Source organism: Burkholderia semiarida, assembly GCF_029268935.1.
Taxonomy (GTDB): Bacteria; Pseudomonadota; Gammaproteobacteria; order Burkholderiales; family Burkholderiaceae; genus Burkholderia; species Burkholderia semiarida.
The window spans coordinates 1,080,875-1,094,680 of sequence record NZ_JAHLCL010000007.1 but is presented as its reverse complement, the minus strand read 5'-3'; the positions used below and the strand labels follow the sequence as shown (position 1 = coordinate 1,094,680).

At 70.0% G+C, this 13,806-nt stretch carries 15 protein-coding genes; 11 read left to right on the top strand and 4 right to left on the bottom strand.

The genetic code is table 11. From position 1 onward, the window contains the following. Positions 1 to 62: 62 nt before the first annotated feature. Complete coding sequence (locus KPB06_RS17965) at positions 63 to 953, bottom strand: LysR family transcriptional regulator (RefSeq protein WP_060011692.1); 891 nt, start codon at positions 951 to 953, stop codon at positions 63 to 65. A 112-nt stretch (positions 954 to 1,065) separates the two neighbouring features. On the opposite strand from KPB06_RS17965, the gene KPB06_RS17960 reads away from it, so the two are divergent. Together KPB06_RS17960 and KPB06_RS17955 are read left to right on the top strand one after the other, a co-directional pair. Continuing rightward, on the top strand, positions 1,066 to 1,491 hold the full coding sequence (locus KPB06_RS17960; protein WP_059573807.1) for a VOC family protein: 426 nt from the start codon (positions 1,066 to 1,068) through the stop codon (positions 1,489 to 1,491). 132 nt (positions 1,492 to 1,623) lie between these two features. Next, positions 1,624 to 2,208: a flavin reductase family protein gene (locus KPB06_RS17955; RefSeq protein ID WP_059640914.1), complete on the top strand. Its 585-nt coding sequence runs from the start codon at positions 1,624 to 1,626 to the stop codon at positions 2,206 to 2,208. 40 nt (positions 2,209 to 2,248) lie between these two features. Here KPB06_RS17955 and KPB06_RS17950 read toward each other — a convergent pair whose 3' ends face one another. Further along, on the bottom strand, positions 2,249 to 3,145 hold the full coding sequence (locus KPB06_RS17950; RefSeq protein WP_275906209.1) for a LysR family transcriptional regulator: 897 nt from the start codon (positions 3,143 to 3,145) through the stop codon (positions 2,249 to 2,251). 97 nt (positions 3,146 to 3,242) lie between these two features. Here KPB06_RS17950 and KPB06_RS17945 point away from each other — a divergent pair, with 97 nt between their 5' ends. The 4 genes from KPB06_RS17945 (at position 3,243) to KPB06_RS17930 (ending at position 7,334) form a co-directional block, all read left to right on the top strand. After that, entirely contained in the window at positions 3,243 to 4,541 is a 1,299-nt protein-coding gene (locus tag KPB06_RS17945) for a CitMHS family transporter (RefSeq protein ID WP_060011700.1), read from the top strand. 40 nt (positions 4,542 to 4,581) lie between these two features. After that, complete coding sequence (locus KPB06_RS17940; RefSeq protein WP_275906208.1) at positions 4,582 to 5,943, top strand: acyclic terpene utilization AtuA family protein; 1,362 nt, start codon at positions 4,582 to 4,584, stop codon at positions 5,941 to 5,943. Continuing rightward, positions 5,943 to 6,254, top strand: a complete 312-nt coding sequence (locus KPB06_RS17935) for an AtuA-related protein (protein ID WP_275906207.1) — start codon at positions 5,943 to 5,945, stop codon at positions 6,252 to 6,254. The genes KPB06_RS17940 and KPB06_RS17935 overlap by 1 nt, the downstream gene beginning before the upstream one ends. Positions 6,255 to 6,509: 255 nt before the next feature. After that, positions 6,510 to 7,334 carry a topoisomerase IV gene (locus tag KPB06_RS17930; RefSeq protein ID WP_275906206.1) on the top strand — a complete coding sequence of 275 codons (825 nt, stop codon included), beginning with the start codon at positions 6,510 to 6,512 and terminating at the stop codon, positions 7,332 to 7,334. Positions 7,335 to 7,375: 41 nt separating this feature from the next. Here KPB06_RS17930 and KPB06_RS17925 read toward each other — a convergent pair whose 3' ends face one another. Both KPB06_RS17925 and KPB06_RS17920 read right to left on the bottom strand, forming a co-directional pair. Continuing rightward, the gene (locus KPB06_RS17925; RefSeq protein ID WP_059573800.1) at positions 7,376 to 8,305 is read right to left on the bottom strand and encodes a phosphatidate cytidylyltransferase; all 930 of its coding nucleotides are present in this window, start codon (positions 8,303 to 8,305) and stop codon (positions 7,376 to 7,378) included. 34 nt (positions 8,306 to 8,339) lie between these two features. Continuing rightward, positions 8,340 to 8,972: a lysophospholipid acyltransferase family protein gene (locus tag KPB06_RS17920; protein WP_059574309.1), complete on the bottom strand. Its 633-nt coding sequence runs from the start codon at positions 8,970 to 8,972 to the stop codon at positions 8,340 to 8,342. An 18-nt stretch (positions 8,973 to 8,990) separates the two neighbouring features. Between KPB06_RS17920 and KPB06_RS17915 the strand changes: the two genes are divergently transcribed. From KPB06_RS17915 to KPB06_RS17895, 5 genes are all read left to right on the top strand, one after another. Continuing rightward, complete coding sequence (locus tag KPB06_RS17915) at positions 8,991 to 9,425, top strand: hypothetical protein (RefSeq protein WP_155634599.1); 435 nt, start codon at positions 8,991 to 8,993, stop codon at positions 9,423 to 9,425. A 15-nt stretch (positions 9,426 to 9,440) separates the two neighbouring features. Then, positions 9,441 to 10,046, top strand: a complete 606-nt coding sequence (locus KPB06_RS17910; RefSeq protein ID WP_059573799.1) for a CDP-alcohol phosphatidyltransferase family protein — start codon at positions 9,441 to 9,443, stop codon at positions 10,044 to 10,046. Between the two features lie 77 nt (positions 10,047 to 10,123). Then, the gene (locus tag KPB06_RS17905) at positions 10,124 to 11,893 is read left to right on the top strand and encodes a bifunctional alpha/beta hydrolase/class I SAM-dependent methyltransferase (RefSeq protein WP_089464706.1); all 1,770 of its coding nucleotides are present in this window, start codon (positions 10,124 to 10,126) and stop codon (positions 11,891 to 11,893) included. Then, the gene (locus KPB06_RS17900; protein ID WP_089464707.1) at positions 11,890 to 13,305 is read left to right on the top strand and encodes a phosphatase PAP2/dual specificity phosphatase family protein; all 1,416 of its coding nucleotides are present in this window, start codon (positions 11,890 to 11,892) and stop codon (positions 13,303 to 13,305) included. The genes KPB06_RS17905 and KPB06_RS17900 overlap by 4 nt, the downstream gene beginning before the upstream one ends. Beyond that, a complete protein-coding gene (locus KPB06_RS17895; RefSeq protein ID WP_059573796.1) occupies positions 13,305 to 13,757 on the top strand; it encodes a hypothetical protein in 453 nt (150 codons plus the stop codon). The genes KPB06_RS17900 and KPB06_RS17895 overlap by 1 nt, the downstream gene beginning before the upstream one ends. Positions 13,758 to 13,806 lie beyond the last annotated feature (49 nt).

Here is a 13,806-nt window from a genome sequence, read left to right as displayed (position 1 = left end):
CGATTCGCGTCGGGTGGACGGCATCGCTGCTTGCCATTCGGCGCCGAGCCGCCACGTGTCGATCACGCGGCTTGCGGCGGCGAGCGTCGCCGCGACGCCGCCTCGATCAGTTGCGCCAGCGTTTGCGCGGGTTCCGACATCGTGCGCCGCGCGCGATGCACGAGGCCGATGTCGCGATGGAACGTGTGATGCCCGAGGTCGATCGCGCGCACGCCGGCCGGCCAGCGGCGATACACGGCGGTCTGCGGCACGATCGCGACGCCGACGCCGTTCTCGACCAGCTTGACGATCGCGTCGAGCTCATCGAGTTCGCAGGTGTCGCGCACCGCGATGTGCATCTTGCGCAGAAAGCGGTCGACCTGGCGGCCGCCGAACGACGCGCGATCGTAGCGCACGAACGGCTCGCTCGCGAGCAGGGCGGCCCAGTCCTTGCCTTTGACGCCGCGCGGCACAATCAGCCGGAACGGTTCCTGTGCGAGCGTCGTCCAGTGCAGGTCGCTCTGCAGCGCAAACGGCGGCCGGATGATCGCGGCCATGTCGATCTCGCCCGCGTCGACCCGGTTGACCAGCTCGATCGACAGCCCCGGTATCACGCGCGTGCGGCATGCGGGGTGCCGGCGATGGAAATCGGCCAGCGCGGCCGGCAGCAGCGCGCTCTGCACCGATGCGATCGCGCCGATCGTCACGCGCACGGCGTCCGGCGAGCCGGCCGCGGTCGAACTCAGGTTCTCGTACAGGCCGATCAGCGTCTGCGCCTGGTCGAGCACGTGATGGCCCCGCTCGTTGAGCCGGGCCGATCGCCCTTGCCGGTCGAACAGCGCGAAGCCGAGTTCGGCTTCGAGGCGCTGCATCTGCGCGCTCACGGCCGCCTGCGTGAGCCCGATACGGTTGCCGGCGGCGGCAAAGGTGCCTTCTCGGGCGACGGCGACGAGGGTTTTCAGTTCGCGGATCATTCATCAATTCCGTTTGTGAATCAGCCAATTTTATATTGATTTAATTTTTGTCCGGGCTTGTCTACCATGGTGCCGTCCTCGCGCCCTGCGAGCGCTCCTTCACGAGGCCATCATGAGTCTTTCCCCGTTTCACCTGGCGATTCCCGTCCACGACCTGCCGGCCGCGCGCGATTTCTACGGCCGCGTGTTCGGGCTGGAAGAGGGGCGCTCGAGCGCGCAGTGGGTCGACTTCAACTTCTACGGCCATCAGCTCGTGATCCACGAACACCCGAAAACCGCGTCGCAGGAAAGCGCGCATACGAATGCGGTCGACGGTCACGACGTGCCGGTGCCGCATTTCGGGATCGTGCTCGACTGGGCAAGCTGGGAGGCGCTGGCCGAGCGGCTGCGTTCGTTCGGCGTGACGTTCGTGATCGAGCCGTACGTGCGGTTCCAGGGGCAGGTCGGCGAACAGGCGACGATGTTCCTGTTCGATCCGTGCGGCAATGCGCTCGAATTCAAGGCGTTTCGCGACATCGGCCAACTGTTCGCGAAGTGACTTGCCGCGGCGCCTGCGCCGACCGAAATCGGGTGCGAGAATGCGGCCTCGGATCCTGCCGCGCGCGGGTGCGACGGCCGGCGCCGCGCCGCACGGCATCCGTCCGTGCGCGCCGTTCTCCAGGGAGCCCGTATGAACAGTCACATCGCGCCGGTGGCGCTCAACAAAGCCTACCGTCTCCTCAATCACGGCCCGACCGTGCTCGTGTCGGCCCGCCACGACGGCGTCGACAACGTGATGGCCGCCGCGTGGGCGTGCGCGCTGGATTTCCTGCCGCCGAAGCTGACGGTCGTGCTCGACAAATCCGCGAAGACGCGCGAGCTCGTCGAGCGCAGCGGCACGTTCGTGATCCAGGTGCCGACGGCCGCGCAACTGCGGCTCACGCATGCGGTCGGCAGCCACAGTCTGGCCGAGCGGCCCGACAAGCTGCGCGAGGCGGGCGTCACGCTGTTCGACGTCGACGGTCACGACCTGCCGTTCGTCGCCGGCTGCTCGGGCTGGCTCGCGTGCAGGCTGATTCCGGAGCCGCACAACCAGCAGACCTACGACCTGTTCATCGGCGAGGTGGTCGCCGCGTGGTCCGACACGCGCGTGTTCCGCGACGGCCACTGGTATTTCGAATCGGCCGATCCCGCGCTGCGCAGCCTGCACTACATCGCGGGCGGCAATTTCTATGCGATCGGCGAATCGCTGCACGTCGACCCGGACGCGCGGTAAGTAAGCGACGCGCGAACCGTCCCGATGTGGGAACCGCGCTTCACGTGCGCTTTTTCAATTCCGCCAGCATGAGGTCGGCGAACGCCTGCGCGACGCGCGGCAGCGTGCGCCCGCGCTTGACGACGAGCGCGATCGGCCGCACGAACGCGGGATCGTCGATCGGCTTCGCGACCAGATCGGGCTCGGCGCGCACATCGCGGGCGGTCGCGGGCAGGATCGTCACGCCGAGGCCGCCGCGCACCATCGCGACGGCCGTCATCATGTAGGTCGGCTCGCACGCGATGTCGGCCGTGCAGCCGGCCGCTTCCAGCGCGGCATCGACGACGCTGCGCACGCTCGTGCCCTGCGCGGTGAGCACGAGCGGCACGCCGGCGACGTCGGCGGTGCCGACGCGGCGCTTGCGCGCGAGCGGATGATCCTTCGGGCACACGGCGACGAGCCGGTCCGCGCCCACATACAGCACTTCCAACGACGCATCGAACGTGTCGCCGCCGGTCAGCCCGAGATCGGCATCCTCGTTGCGCACGAGCGCGGTGACGAGGCTCGCGACGCCGTCGCGGATCTCGAAGCCCGCGCGCGGCACGTCGCGCCGGAACGACTGGATCAACTCCGGCAGCATGCTCGATGCGAAGGTCGGCAGGCACGCGAGCCGCACCGTGCCGCTCGCGCCTTCGCCGAGCGCGCGCGCATCGCGCAGCACGCGCTCCATGTCGTCGAGCGAGCGTTGCAACAGCGGCAGCAACTCGCGCCCGGTCTGCGTGAGCGCGACGCTGCGGCTGTTGCGGTCGAACAGGCGCGCGCCGACGATTTCCTCGAGCCGGCGGATCTGCACGGTCAGCGCCGGCTGCGACAGGTGCAGCCGCGCGGCCGCGCGCGTGAAGTTGCCGGCGTGCGCGACGGTGACGAACGCGCGAATGTCCCGAAGATTCAGATCCATAACGATTCGTGATTGCTACAATCAAATCATTTCAATTGTGCTATCGCTGCGCCGACCTTACGCTCGTCTCCAACAAAAGACAAGGTAGGAGACACGGATGCTGCCGTTACTCGGGCTTGGCACGATCGTCGTGCTGCTGGCCGCGATTCTGTCGAAGCGGATGTCGCCGCTCGTCGCGCTGATCATCGTGCCGATCGCCGCGTCGCTGATCGGCGGCTTCGGGCTGCACACCAGCAAGTTCGTCATCGACGGGCTGAAGGGTCTCGCGCCCGTGGTCGCGATGTTCGTGTTCGCGATCCTCTATTTCGGGACGATCACCGATGCCGGCACGCTCGACCCGATCATCGACCGGATCCTGCGCGCGGTCGGCACGCGGCCGACGCGCATCGTGATGGGCACGACGCTGCTCGCGCTGCTGATCCACCTCGACGGCTCGGGCGCCGTCTGCTTTCTCGTGACGATTCCGGCCGTGCTGCCGCTGTACGACCGGCTGAAGATGGACCGGCGCGTGCTGGCCGCCGCCGTGTCGATGGCCGCGGGCATCAACTTCCTGCCGTGGACGGGGCCGATGATTCGCGCGTCCGCGTCGCTGCACCTGCCGGTGTCGGCGCTGTTTAATCCGCTGATTCCGGTGCAGGCGATCGGGCTCGTGTTCGTGTTCGGCGTCGCGTACTGGCTCGGGCGGCGCGAGGAGAAGCGGCTCGGCCTGTCGCGCGACGATGCGTCGATCCCGCTGCCCAGGCGCGAATTGACGGCCGACGAGCAGGCGCTGCGTCGGCCGCATCTGTTCTGGTTCAACCTCGTGCTGACGCTCGTCGTGCTCGGCACGATGGTCGTGATGGGCGAGAAGATTCCGCCCGCGATCATGTTCATGGTCGGGCTGTGCATCGCGCTGATGGTGAATTACCCCGACGTCGACATGCAGCGGAAGCGCATCGACGCGCATGCGCGGGCGGCGCTGATGATGGCCGGCATCCTGCTCGCGGCCGGCGTGTTCACCGGGATCATGCAGGGCAGCGGGATGCTGAAGGCGATGGCGCAGGCGGCGGTCGGCTTCGTGCCGCCGTCGATGGCCGGCCACATTCCGGTCGCGCTCGGCCTCGCGTCGATGCCGCTCAGCATGCTGTTCGATCCCGATTCGTTCTACTTCGGCGTGCTGCCCGTGATCGCCGAAGTGGCCGGGCAGCTCGGCGTGCCGGCCGTGCAGGTCGGGCAGGCCGCGCTGCTCGGCCAGATGACGACGGGGTTCCCGGTCAGCCCGCTCACGCCGGCGACGTTCCTCGTCGTCGGCCTGTGCGGGATCGAGCTCGCCGAGCACCAGAAATTCACGTTTCCGCTGTTGTTCGGCGCGTCGATCGTGATGACGATCGCCTGCGTCGTGCTCGGCGTCTTTTGATTCTTCCCGGCGGCGTGCTCCGCCGGACGACGGTACGGACATGACAGCAAAGCCTTCACATGAACGGCGCGTGCGCATCGGCGCGGGCGCCGGCTACTCGGGCGACCGGATCGAGCCCGCGGTCGAGCTGGCCGAACACGGGCAACTCGACTACCTGGTCTTCGAATGCCTCGCCGAGCGCACGATCGCAATCGCGCAGCAAGCGCGGCGCAACGATCCGGCGCTCGGCTACGATCCGCTGCTCGACGCGCGCATGCAGGCGGTGCTGCCGGTCGCGGCGGCCAAGCGCGTGCGGATCGTGTCGAACATGGGTGCGGCGAACCCGCGCGCGGCCGCACGGCGTACCGCGCGGATCGCGCAGTCGCTCGGCATCGCGGGGCTGAAAGTCGCGGCGGTCGAAGGCGACGACGTGCTCGACGTCGTGCTGCGCGGCGCGTTCCGTTTCGAGGAATCGGGCGACGAGGTCGCCGCGTATCGCGACCGTATCGTATCCGCGAACGCGTATCTCGGCGCCGCGCCGATCGTCGACGCGCTCGCGGCCGGCGCGGACGTCGTGCTGACCGGGCGCGTCGCCGATCCGTCGCTGTTCGCCGCGCCGCTGATCCACGCATTCGGCTGGCGGATGGACGACTGGGACACGCTCGGGCAGGCGACCGTCGTCGGCCATCTGCTCGAATGCGCGGGGCAGGTGACGGGCGGCTATTTCGCCGATCCCGGCTACAAGGACGTGCCGAATCTGGCGCGACTCGGGTTCCCGATCGGCGAGGTCGCGGCCGACGGCTCGGTCGTGATCACGAAGGTGCCGCACGCGGGCGGCCGCGTGAGCGCGGCGACCTGCAAGGAACAACTGCTCTACGAGATTCACGACCCGGCGCGGTATCTGCAGCCCGATGTCGTGGCCGATTTCACGCGCGTGGCGGTCGCGGAGGAGGCGACCGATCGCGTGCGCGTGACGGGCGGGCGCGGCGCCGCGCGGCCCGACACGCTGAAGGTGTCGGTCGCGTATGTCGACGGCTGGATCGGCGAAGGCCAGATCTCGTACGGCGGGCCGGGCGCGCTCGCGCGGGCGCGTCTTGCGCTCGACATCGTTCGCGAGCGGCTCGCGCTGACCGGCGTCGCGGCGAGCGAGTTGCGCTTCGACCTGATCGGCGTCGATGCGCTGTACGGCGACGCGACGCCGGCCGTGCGCGGCGAGCCGGCCGAGGTGCGCGTGCGGGTGGCCGGCCGCGCGGCGAACGCCGCCGAGGCCGCGCGAATCGGCAACGAAGTCGAGACGCTCTATACGAACGGGCCGGCCGGCGGCGGCGGCGCGTTCAAGTCGACGCGCGAGGTGATCGCCGTGCAGTCGGTGCTGCTGCCGCGCGCGGCCGTGACGCCGTCGTTTTCATTCGTGGAGGCCTGATGCAACTGCGTGAACTCGCGCATGCGCGCACCGGCGACAAGGGCAATACGCTGAACGTGTCGGTCATCTGCCGCGATCCGCGTCATTACGATCATCTGCGCACGCACCTCGATGCGCAGGCGGTGAAGGCATGGCTCGCGGGCATCGTGCACGGCGACGTCGTGCGCTACGAGTTGCCGACGCTCGGTGCGTTCAACTTCGTGCTGAGCGATGCGCTCGGCGGTGGCGTGACGCGCTCGCTCGCGCTCGATGCGCACGGCAAGTCGGTCAGTTCGGCGCTGCTGGCGATCGAGGTGCCGGATCCGGCGTGACGGCGGGCGTCGCGGTCGGGACGCGGCCGGGCGCGCACGGAATCGGCAGTTCGCGGCCCGTGCGCGTGCTCGATGCGCGCGCCGGCGATGTGCGCAGGCACGAGGCGATGACGTGATGGGCAACGATGCAGGGCGCGTCGTCGTCGGCAACGGGCGGTCGCCATTCTTTTCCGCCCCGGACGACGTGTGAAGGATCGACGGGGACCCGCCGATTCTGCAACAATCCGCCGCACACCCATCCGACCTGATCTCGTCATGACTGCCCAGAACCCGACCATACGTCTCAAGCCGCTCTTGGCTTCGCTCGCCGCCCTTGGCGCGCTCGCGGGACTCACGGCGCTCGCCGCGCCGTCGCCCGTTCATGCCGCCGAGCCGGCCCAGCCCGACCGTCAACTGAAAACCTTCATCCACGACACGTACGGCAACTGGCGCGCGAGCCGCAAGGGCTGGCAGGCGGACGGCGACGATTTCATCCATTCGCCGTGCGGCGTGCTGCGCGTGGCGACCGCGGACGGCCCGCGCACGCTGCTCGCGATGTGCGGCGAGACCGAGGCGGCGGTGCAGAACGGGATGCCGGCCATGGATTCGGACGCGACGCCGGGCGCGATCGACCTGTACGTGCTGAAGCCTTCGCCGGACGGCAGGACGCTCGAGCCGGTCGCGAAGAAAACGGAGATCGCATCGGGCGGGCGTGGCGAACCCGGTACGGTGCGCATCGAGCGGCTCGGGCCGCACCTGTTCGGGTTCGTCATCGGCGAAAGCGACACGCGGCAAGGCTATACGCAACGCTTCCGCTCGATCTGGCTGCCGGTCGGTAATGCGCTGGTGCATGCGGCGGCACGCATCGACGAGGCGCTCGACAACGCGGAGTCGACGGAATGCGCGAACGCCCGCGCGCGCTGCGAGGAACGCCGCTTCGAGATCGCGCCGGACACGGCCGGCACGGGCGACGTCTATCCGCTAACGGTCACGGAAACGGGTACGCGCGGCGACAAGGCCATCCATGCACGCTACACGGTGAAGTTCGACGCCGCGCGCGGCCGCTACGTCGTGCCGAAGGCGTTGCGCGACGGGTACTGATCCTTCGCGCGGGAACGGGCGGCATTGCACCGCCCGCGCATTCACACGTACAGGTAGCGCACCAGGTGGAAGAACACCGGCGCGGCGAAGCAGATCGAATCGACGCGGTCGAGCATGCCGCCGTGGCCGGCGATCATCGAGCCCCAGTCCTTCGTGCCGAGCGAGCGCTTGACGGCCGACAGCACGAGCCCGCCGACGAAGCCCGCGATCACGATCGCGAGCGAGATCCCGAACGCCGCGCCGAAGCCGAACGGCGTCACGCGATACAGCGACGCGCCGCACAGCGTGGCGAGCAGCCCGCCGCCGATGAAGCCCTCGACCGTCTTCGACGGCGACAACTGCGGCGCGATCTTGCGGCGTCCGAACAGTTTGCCGACGACGTATTGCAGCACGTCGCTGATCTGCACGACGAACAGGAAGAAGAACAGCAGCAGCGCGTTCTGCCCCGCGTAGCGCGGAATGTCGAGGATCAGCACGGCCGGCGCGTGGCTCAGCCCGTACACGCACACCATCAGCGCCCAGTTGATCTTCGCGTTGCGGCTCAGGAAGTCGCGCGTGTCCTGCGTGAGCGCCGACACGAGCGACATCGCGAAGAACAGGTGCACGGGCACGAAGATCGAGTACATCCCGTACCAGTTGATGCCGAGCAGCAGGTACTGCACGGGAATCGCGATGAAGAACGCGATGAAGAGCGTCGTATGGTCGCTCGCGGTGGTCGGCGTGAGCGTGATGAACTCGCGCAGCGTCAGGTACGACAGCAGCGCGAACACCAGGTACGTGACGTTGTTGCCGAGGCCGATCGCGACGGCCATGATCGCGATCATCGCCCACCATGCGCGGATGCGCTGGTTCAGGTTGACGATGGTCGGGCTCGCGCCGCCGCTGCGCGCGCCGAGGATCGCGCCGATCACGGTCGCGACGACGAGCACGCCCGTGACGCCCGCGACCAGTTCCCAGAAGAGGGTTCGCATGGTTGGTATCCGGAAAAGGGAGAAGGAGGCGCGCTCAGCCGGCCGGCCGCTGCGGCGGCGCGAGCGCGACGACCGCGTCGCGCATGCGGGCGAGGAACGTCGGCTTGTCTTCCTGCGCGCCGAGCGCTTCGTTCGCGCCGAAATGTACCTTGCAGATCAGCGGCACGGGCCAGATCGCGCCCTTCGGCATGATGCGCTGCAGGTTCTCGAGGTAGACGGGCGCGAGCGCGACGTCGGGGAATTCGGTCGCGAGATGGAACAGCCCGCTCTTGAACGGCTGCGGCAGTACGTCGGCGCCGCGCGTGCCTTCCGGGAAGATGATGATCGAGTGGCCCTGCCGCAGCGCGTCGCGTACCGGCTCCAGCGGGTCGCCGCCCGATTCGCGATGACGGTCGATCAGCACGACGTTCAGCAGCTTCTGCGCGATGTGACGCTTCAGGTCGCTGCTGTCCCAGTAGTCGCGCGCGGCGACCGGCCGCACGACCGCGCGCACGTCGCGCGGCAGCGCGGCGAGGATCGCGAGCGTGTCGATATGGCTCGTATGGTTCGAGAAATAGATCTTCTGCGTCGGGGACGGCGGCGCCTGATGCCAGACCGGATACGCGCCGGCGACGAGCCGCACGATGGACAGCAGGAAATCGCGCTGCCAGACGTTGAGGATGTTCATCGGCGCGCGGCCTCCTGCGTGCATGCCCGGCCCGCCGCGCACGCGCGGTGGGCGGAACCCCGGAATGCCGGCGCGGCAGGATGCGCGCCGGACGGCTCTTGTTTAAATTTTTTCAAAGTTCGTGGCTGCCTGTCGCAGGTCCGCGATAATCGGACGATTCGCCGTCGCACGCTGCTGCGTCGCGGCGAATGCGCCGGTCGGCGGCGTGATAATCGGCTGTTGCACGAGTGCCCGCTGCCGCTCGAATGGATCTCGCCGCGATCGGGCCAGCGGATTATCGCGAGTTTCGCCGAAAAACGCCAGATTGCCGCCGCGCGGGCGGTTCGCGCCGCCATGCTTGACGCATGGAGGCCGCTCGGCGACGATGAGGGCCGTTCAATCCAGGCCGACGAAGGCCGTTTCGCCGCCCGGGGCATGGCGGCGGGAAACTATCCGACCGTGCCGCGCGAATAATACGAATACGAAACGATGAGCCTCTACGCACTCAAACCCAAATTTCAGAACCGTCTGCGCCCGTTCGCGAATTCGCTCGCCGAACGCGGCGTCACGGCCAACCAGGTCACGCTGTTCGCGGCCGGCGGCTCGATCGTCGTCGGCGCGCTTGCCGGGCTCGGCGTGTTCGCCCGCGCGCTGTTCCTGCTGATCCCGCTGTGGCTGTTCGCGCGGATGGCGCTCAACGCGATCGACGGGATGCTCGCGCGCGAGCACGGGCAGAAGAGCACGCTCGGCGCATACCTGAACGAGCTGGGCGACATCGTGTCCGACGTCGCGCTCGTGCTGCCGTTCCTCGCCATTCCCGCGTTCGCGCCGGCGGACGTCTGGCTGTTCGCGCTGACGGCGGTGATCGTCGAATGCGCGGGGCTGATCGGCCCGCTCGTCGGCGCGACGCGCCGCTACGACGGCCCGTTCGGCAAGAGCGACCGGGCGCTGGCCCTCGGCGCGTTCGCGCTGTGGATCGGCCTCGGCTTGCCGGTCGGCGGCGCCGCCGCGTGGTTGTGGCGGCTGCTGATCGTGCTGTCGATCGTGACGGCCGTGCGGCGCGTGCAGGCCGGGATCGCCGAAGCGGGCGGCTGATCGGCCGTCGACGCGGGGCGGGACCGGCGCCGGAGGGCGGCGCCGCATGATTCGAATAACGAAACGAGAGAGATCGCATGAACGCACGCACGGCCCGCGAGGCCGACTTCATCACGCACGACGGCGCGACGCTGTTCTACCGCCACTGGCCCGCGACGGGCGCACGCTGCCGCGGCGCGATCGTGCTGCTGCATCGCGGGCACGAACATTCGGCGCGCGTCGCGCACCTCGTCGACGAGCTCGACCTGCCGGATTTCGCCTTTTTTGCGTGGGACGCACGCGGCCACGGCCGCTCGCCGGGCGCGCGCGGCTACAGCCCGAGCGCGGCCGCGTCGGTGCGCGACCTGCAGACCTTCGTCGAGCATATCCGCGACACGCACGGTATCGCGATCGAGGAGATGGCGATCGTCGGCCAGAGCGTCGGCGCGGTGCTCGCGGCGACCTGGGTGCACGACTACGCGCCGCCGATCCGCGCGCTGGTCGTCGCGTCGCCGGCATTCCACATCAAGCTCTACGTGCCGTTCGCGCGGCCGGGGCTGCGGCTGATGCACAAGCTGCGCGGGCTGTTCTACGTGAACAGCTACGTGAAGCCGAAATTCCTCACGCACGATCCCGAACGGATCGCGAGCTACGCGTCCGATCCGCTGATCACGCGGCCGATCGCGGTCAACATGCTGCTCGACCTGCACGATACCGCGCGGCGGATCGTCGCCGACGCGGCCGCGATCACCGTACCGACGCAGTTGCTGATCTCGGGCGCCGACTGGGTCGTGCATCGCGGCCCGCAGGACCGCTTCTTCGAACGGCTCGGCTCGGCGCGCAAGGAGCGCATCGTGCTGCCGGGCTTCTACCACGACACGCTCGGCGAGCGCGATCGGGCCCAGGCGCTCGCGCCGCTGCGCGCGTTCGTGCTGCGCGAGTTCGATGCGCCGAGCCCGCGCGTGTCGCTCGCCGATGCCGACCGGCGCGGCGCGTTCCACGACGAATACGCGGCGCTCGGCCGGCCGCCGGCCAACGTGTTCGCCCGGGCGTACTGGGCGCTCACGCGCGCCGGGCTGAAAGCCGGCGGCGCGCTGTCGGACGGCATCGCGCTCGGCTTGCGACTCGGCTTCGATTCGGGCTCGACGCTCGACTACGTGTACCGCAACCGCGCGCAGGGGCGGTTCGGCATCGGCGCGCTGATCGACCGCACGTATCTCGATTCGCCGGGCTGGGTCGGCATCCGCCAGCGCAAGGTGCATCTGCAGGAGCTGATCGGCACGGCGATCGGCCGGCTGCGCGCGCACGGCACGCCGGTGCGGATCGTCGACATCGCGGCCGGTCACGGGCGCTACGTGCTCGACGCGATCGCGATGGCCGCCGAGCGCGACGGCGCGGCGCCCGACGACATCACGCTGCGCGACTACAGCCCGCCGAACGTCGAGGCTGGGCGCGTGCTGATCGCGCAGCGCGGCCTCGAGCCGATCGCGCGCTTCGAGCGCGGCGACGCGTTCGACGAGGCGTCGCTCGCGACGCTCGAGCCGCGGCCGACGCTGGCGATCGTGTCGGGCCTGTACGAGCTGTTCGGCGAGAACGCGCTGATCGAGCGCTCGCTGCGCGGGCTCGCGCAGGCCGTGCCGCCGGGCGGCTATCTCGTCTACACGGGGCAGCCGTGGCATCCGCAGCTCGAATTCATCGCGCGCGCGCTGAACAATCACCGCGGCGAGTCGACGTGGGTGATGCGCCGCCGTTCGCAGGCCGAAATGGACGAGCTCGTCGCGCGGGCCGGCTTCCGCAAGCTCGACCAGCGGATCGACGAGATGGGCATCTTCACGGTCAGTCTCGCGCAGCGGGTCGACGCGTCATGAGCGCGCTCGGCGGCGGCGCGGGCGCGGGTGCGGGCGGCGGGCTGGCCGAGCCGGCGGCCGGCGCGCGCGGCGCGTCGTTCGCGCTGCGTTTCGGCTGGCTCGCGGCGATGGGCGCCGTGTTCTTCTCGACGTACGGCTTCGCGAACTGGCTCGCCGCGCGACGCGCCGCGGTGCCGACGTTCGCGTTCGGCTGGGAGCATGCGATCCCGTTCGTGCCGTGGACGATCGTGCCGTACTGGTCGATCGACCTGCTGTATGCGCTGTCGTTCTTCTTCTGGACGCGCCGCGACGATCTGCTCGATCACGTGAAACGGCTGCTGACGGTGCAACTGGTGTCGGTCGCATGCTTCATCGCGTGGCCGCTGCGCTTCGGCTTCGAGCGGCCCGACGCGGGCGGCGTGGCCGGCGCGCTGTTCACGCTGCTGATGGGCTTCGACAAGCCGTTCAACCAGGCGCCGTCGCTGCATATCGGGTTGCTCGTCGTGCTGTGGGCCGTCTATGCGAAGCACCTGCGCGGCACGTTCGCGCGCGGCGTGCTGCACCTGTGGTTCGCGGTGATCGGCGTGTCGGTGCTGACGACCTACCAGCATCACGCGATCGACGTGCCGACCGGGGCGGCCGTCGGCTGTCTCGCGCTGTTCCTGTTTCCGCTGCGCGATGCCGCGGGCCGGTGGCCGGGCGCCGATGCATCGCCGAGCCAGGCCGGCCGCGCGCTCGCGCGCCGCTATGCGTTCGGCGCCGCGCTGGTCGCATGCGCGGCGCTGGCCTGCGTGCCGCGTGCGCCGGCCGGGGCGCTGGCGGCGGGGTGGGTCGCGCTGGCGCTCGCCTGCGTTGCGTGGGCTTACCGGCGCGGCGCGCCCGGCGCGTTCCAGAAGGACGCGCACGGGCGGTTTCCGGTCTTCATCGGCGCGCTGCTCGCGCCGACGATCGCCGGCGCGTTCGTCAATTCGCGGCTGTGGACGTTCCGCCAGCCGGCGCCGGTGCGGATCGACGAACGCGTGTCGATCGGCCGGACGCCGACGACGCGCGACATCCGGCGCCACGGCTTCTCCGCGCTGGTCGACCTGACTGCCGAGATGCCGCGCTGGGCGACGGCCGACGCATCGCTCGCGTATGCGTGCGTGCCGCAGCTCGACCTCGTCGCGCCGACGGCGGCGCAGCTCGCGCAGGCCGTAGCGGCGCTCGAGCGCCTGCACGGCGAAGGGCGCGACGTGCTGGTCTGCTGTGCGCTCGGCTACGGGCGCAGCGTGCTGTGCGCGGCCGCGTGGCTCGCCGCGCGGCGCGGGTTCACCGATGCGCGCGAGGCGCTGGCCGCGGTGCGCGCGGTTCGGCCGCGCGCGGTTTGGTCGGATGACGGCGTGGCCGTGCTGCAGCAGTGGATCGATCGCCGGTGCGACGCGGGGCGCGTGTGATGCGCGATCCGTCCGCGCCGTTCAGGATCGCCGCCGCGCGCGGCGCGCTCGATGCGGGTGCATGGGCGCTCGCGGCCGCGCTGGCCGCGGCCGGCGCGGGCGGGTGGATCGCGGCGGGCTGGGCGCCCGCGACGCTCGCCCGGGTACTGCTGGCCGTCGTCAGCACGGGATCGGGGATCGCGGCGCTGTGGTACGCGGTGCGCATCGAGATCGATCGGCGGCTGTTTGCCGCGCTGGCGCGGGCGGCGCAAGGCGACGGGGCGGTCGACGACGGGCTCGCGGCGCTCGACCGTGCGCTCGCCGATCTGGGCTGGATCGACGCGGCGAAGGCCGGACGCACGCTCGACGCACGCGTGCGCGGCGCGGTCGGGCTGTGCCGGGCCGCGGTGCTCGTGGCGATCGTGCAGTGGCTCGTCGTCGGGCTCGCGATCGCGGTGTCGCCGATCGGTTAGGGCCAGCGCAAGCGCGCTATCGGCGGGAACGGCCCGTCCGGCGCATGCG

Excerpts from the sequence above, each read along its gene's own strand:
- KPB06_RS17965 (WP_060011692.1), bottom strand. The coding sequence starts at position 953 with ATGATCCGCGAACTGAAAACCCTCGTCGCCGTCGCCCGAGAAGGCACC.
- KPB06_RS17960 (WP_059573807.1), top strand. The coding sequence starts at position 1,066 with ATGAGTCTTTCCCCGTTTCACCTGGCGATTCCCGTCCACGACCTGCCG.
- KPB06_RS17955 (WP_059640914.1), top strand. The coding sequence starts at position 1,624 with ATGAACAGTCACATCGCGCCGGTGGCGCTCAACAAAGCCTACCGTCTC.
- KPB06_RS17950 (WP_275906209.1), bottom strand. The coding sequence starts at position 3,145 with ATGGATCTGAATCTTCGGGACATTCGCGCGTTCGTCACCGTCGCGCAC.
- KPB06_RS17945 (WP_060011700.1), top strand. The coding sequence starts at position 3,243 with ATGCTGCCGTTACTCGGGCTTGGCACGATCGTCGTGCTGCTGGCCGCG.
- KPB06_RS17940 (WP_275906208.1), top strand. The coding sequence starts at position 4,582 with ATGACAGCAAAGCCTTCACATGAACGGCGCGTGCGCATCGGCGCGGGC.
- KPB06_RS17935 (WP_275906207.1), top strand. The coding sequence starts at position 5,943 with ATGCAACTGCGTGAACTCGCGCATGCGCGCACCGGCGACAAGGGCAAT.
- KPB06_RS17930 (WP_275906206.1), top strand. The coding sequence starts at position 6,510 with ATGACTGCCCAGAACCCGACCATACGTCTCAAGCCGCTCTTGGCTTCG.
- KPB06_RS17925 (WP_059573800.1), bottom strand. The coding sequence starts at position 8,305 with ATGCGAACCCTCTTCTGGGAACTGGTCGCGGGCGTCACGGGCGTGCTC.
- KPB06_RS17920 (WP_059574309.1), bottom strand. The coding sequence starts at position 8,972 with ATGAACATCCTCAACGTCTGGCAGCGCGATTTCCTGCTGTCCATCGTG.
- KPB06_RS17910 (WP_059573799.1), top strand. The coding sequence starts at position 9,441 with ATGAGCCTCTACGCACTCAAACCCAAATTTCAGAACCGTCTGCGCCCG.
- KPB06_RS17905 (WP_089464706.1), top strand. The coding sequence starts at position 10,124 with ATGAACGCACGCACGGCCCGCGAGGCCGACTTCATCACGCACGACGGC.
- KPB06_RS17900 (WP_089464707.1), top strand. The coding sequence starts at position 11,890 with ATGAGCGCGCTCGGCGGCGGCGCGGGCGCGGGTGCGGGCGGCGGGCTG.
- KPB06_RS17895 (WP_059573796.1), top strand. The coding sequence starts at position 13,305 with ATGCGCGATCCGTCCGCGCCGTTCAGGATCGCCGCCGCGCGCGGCGCG.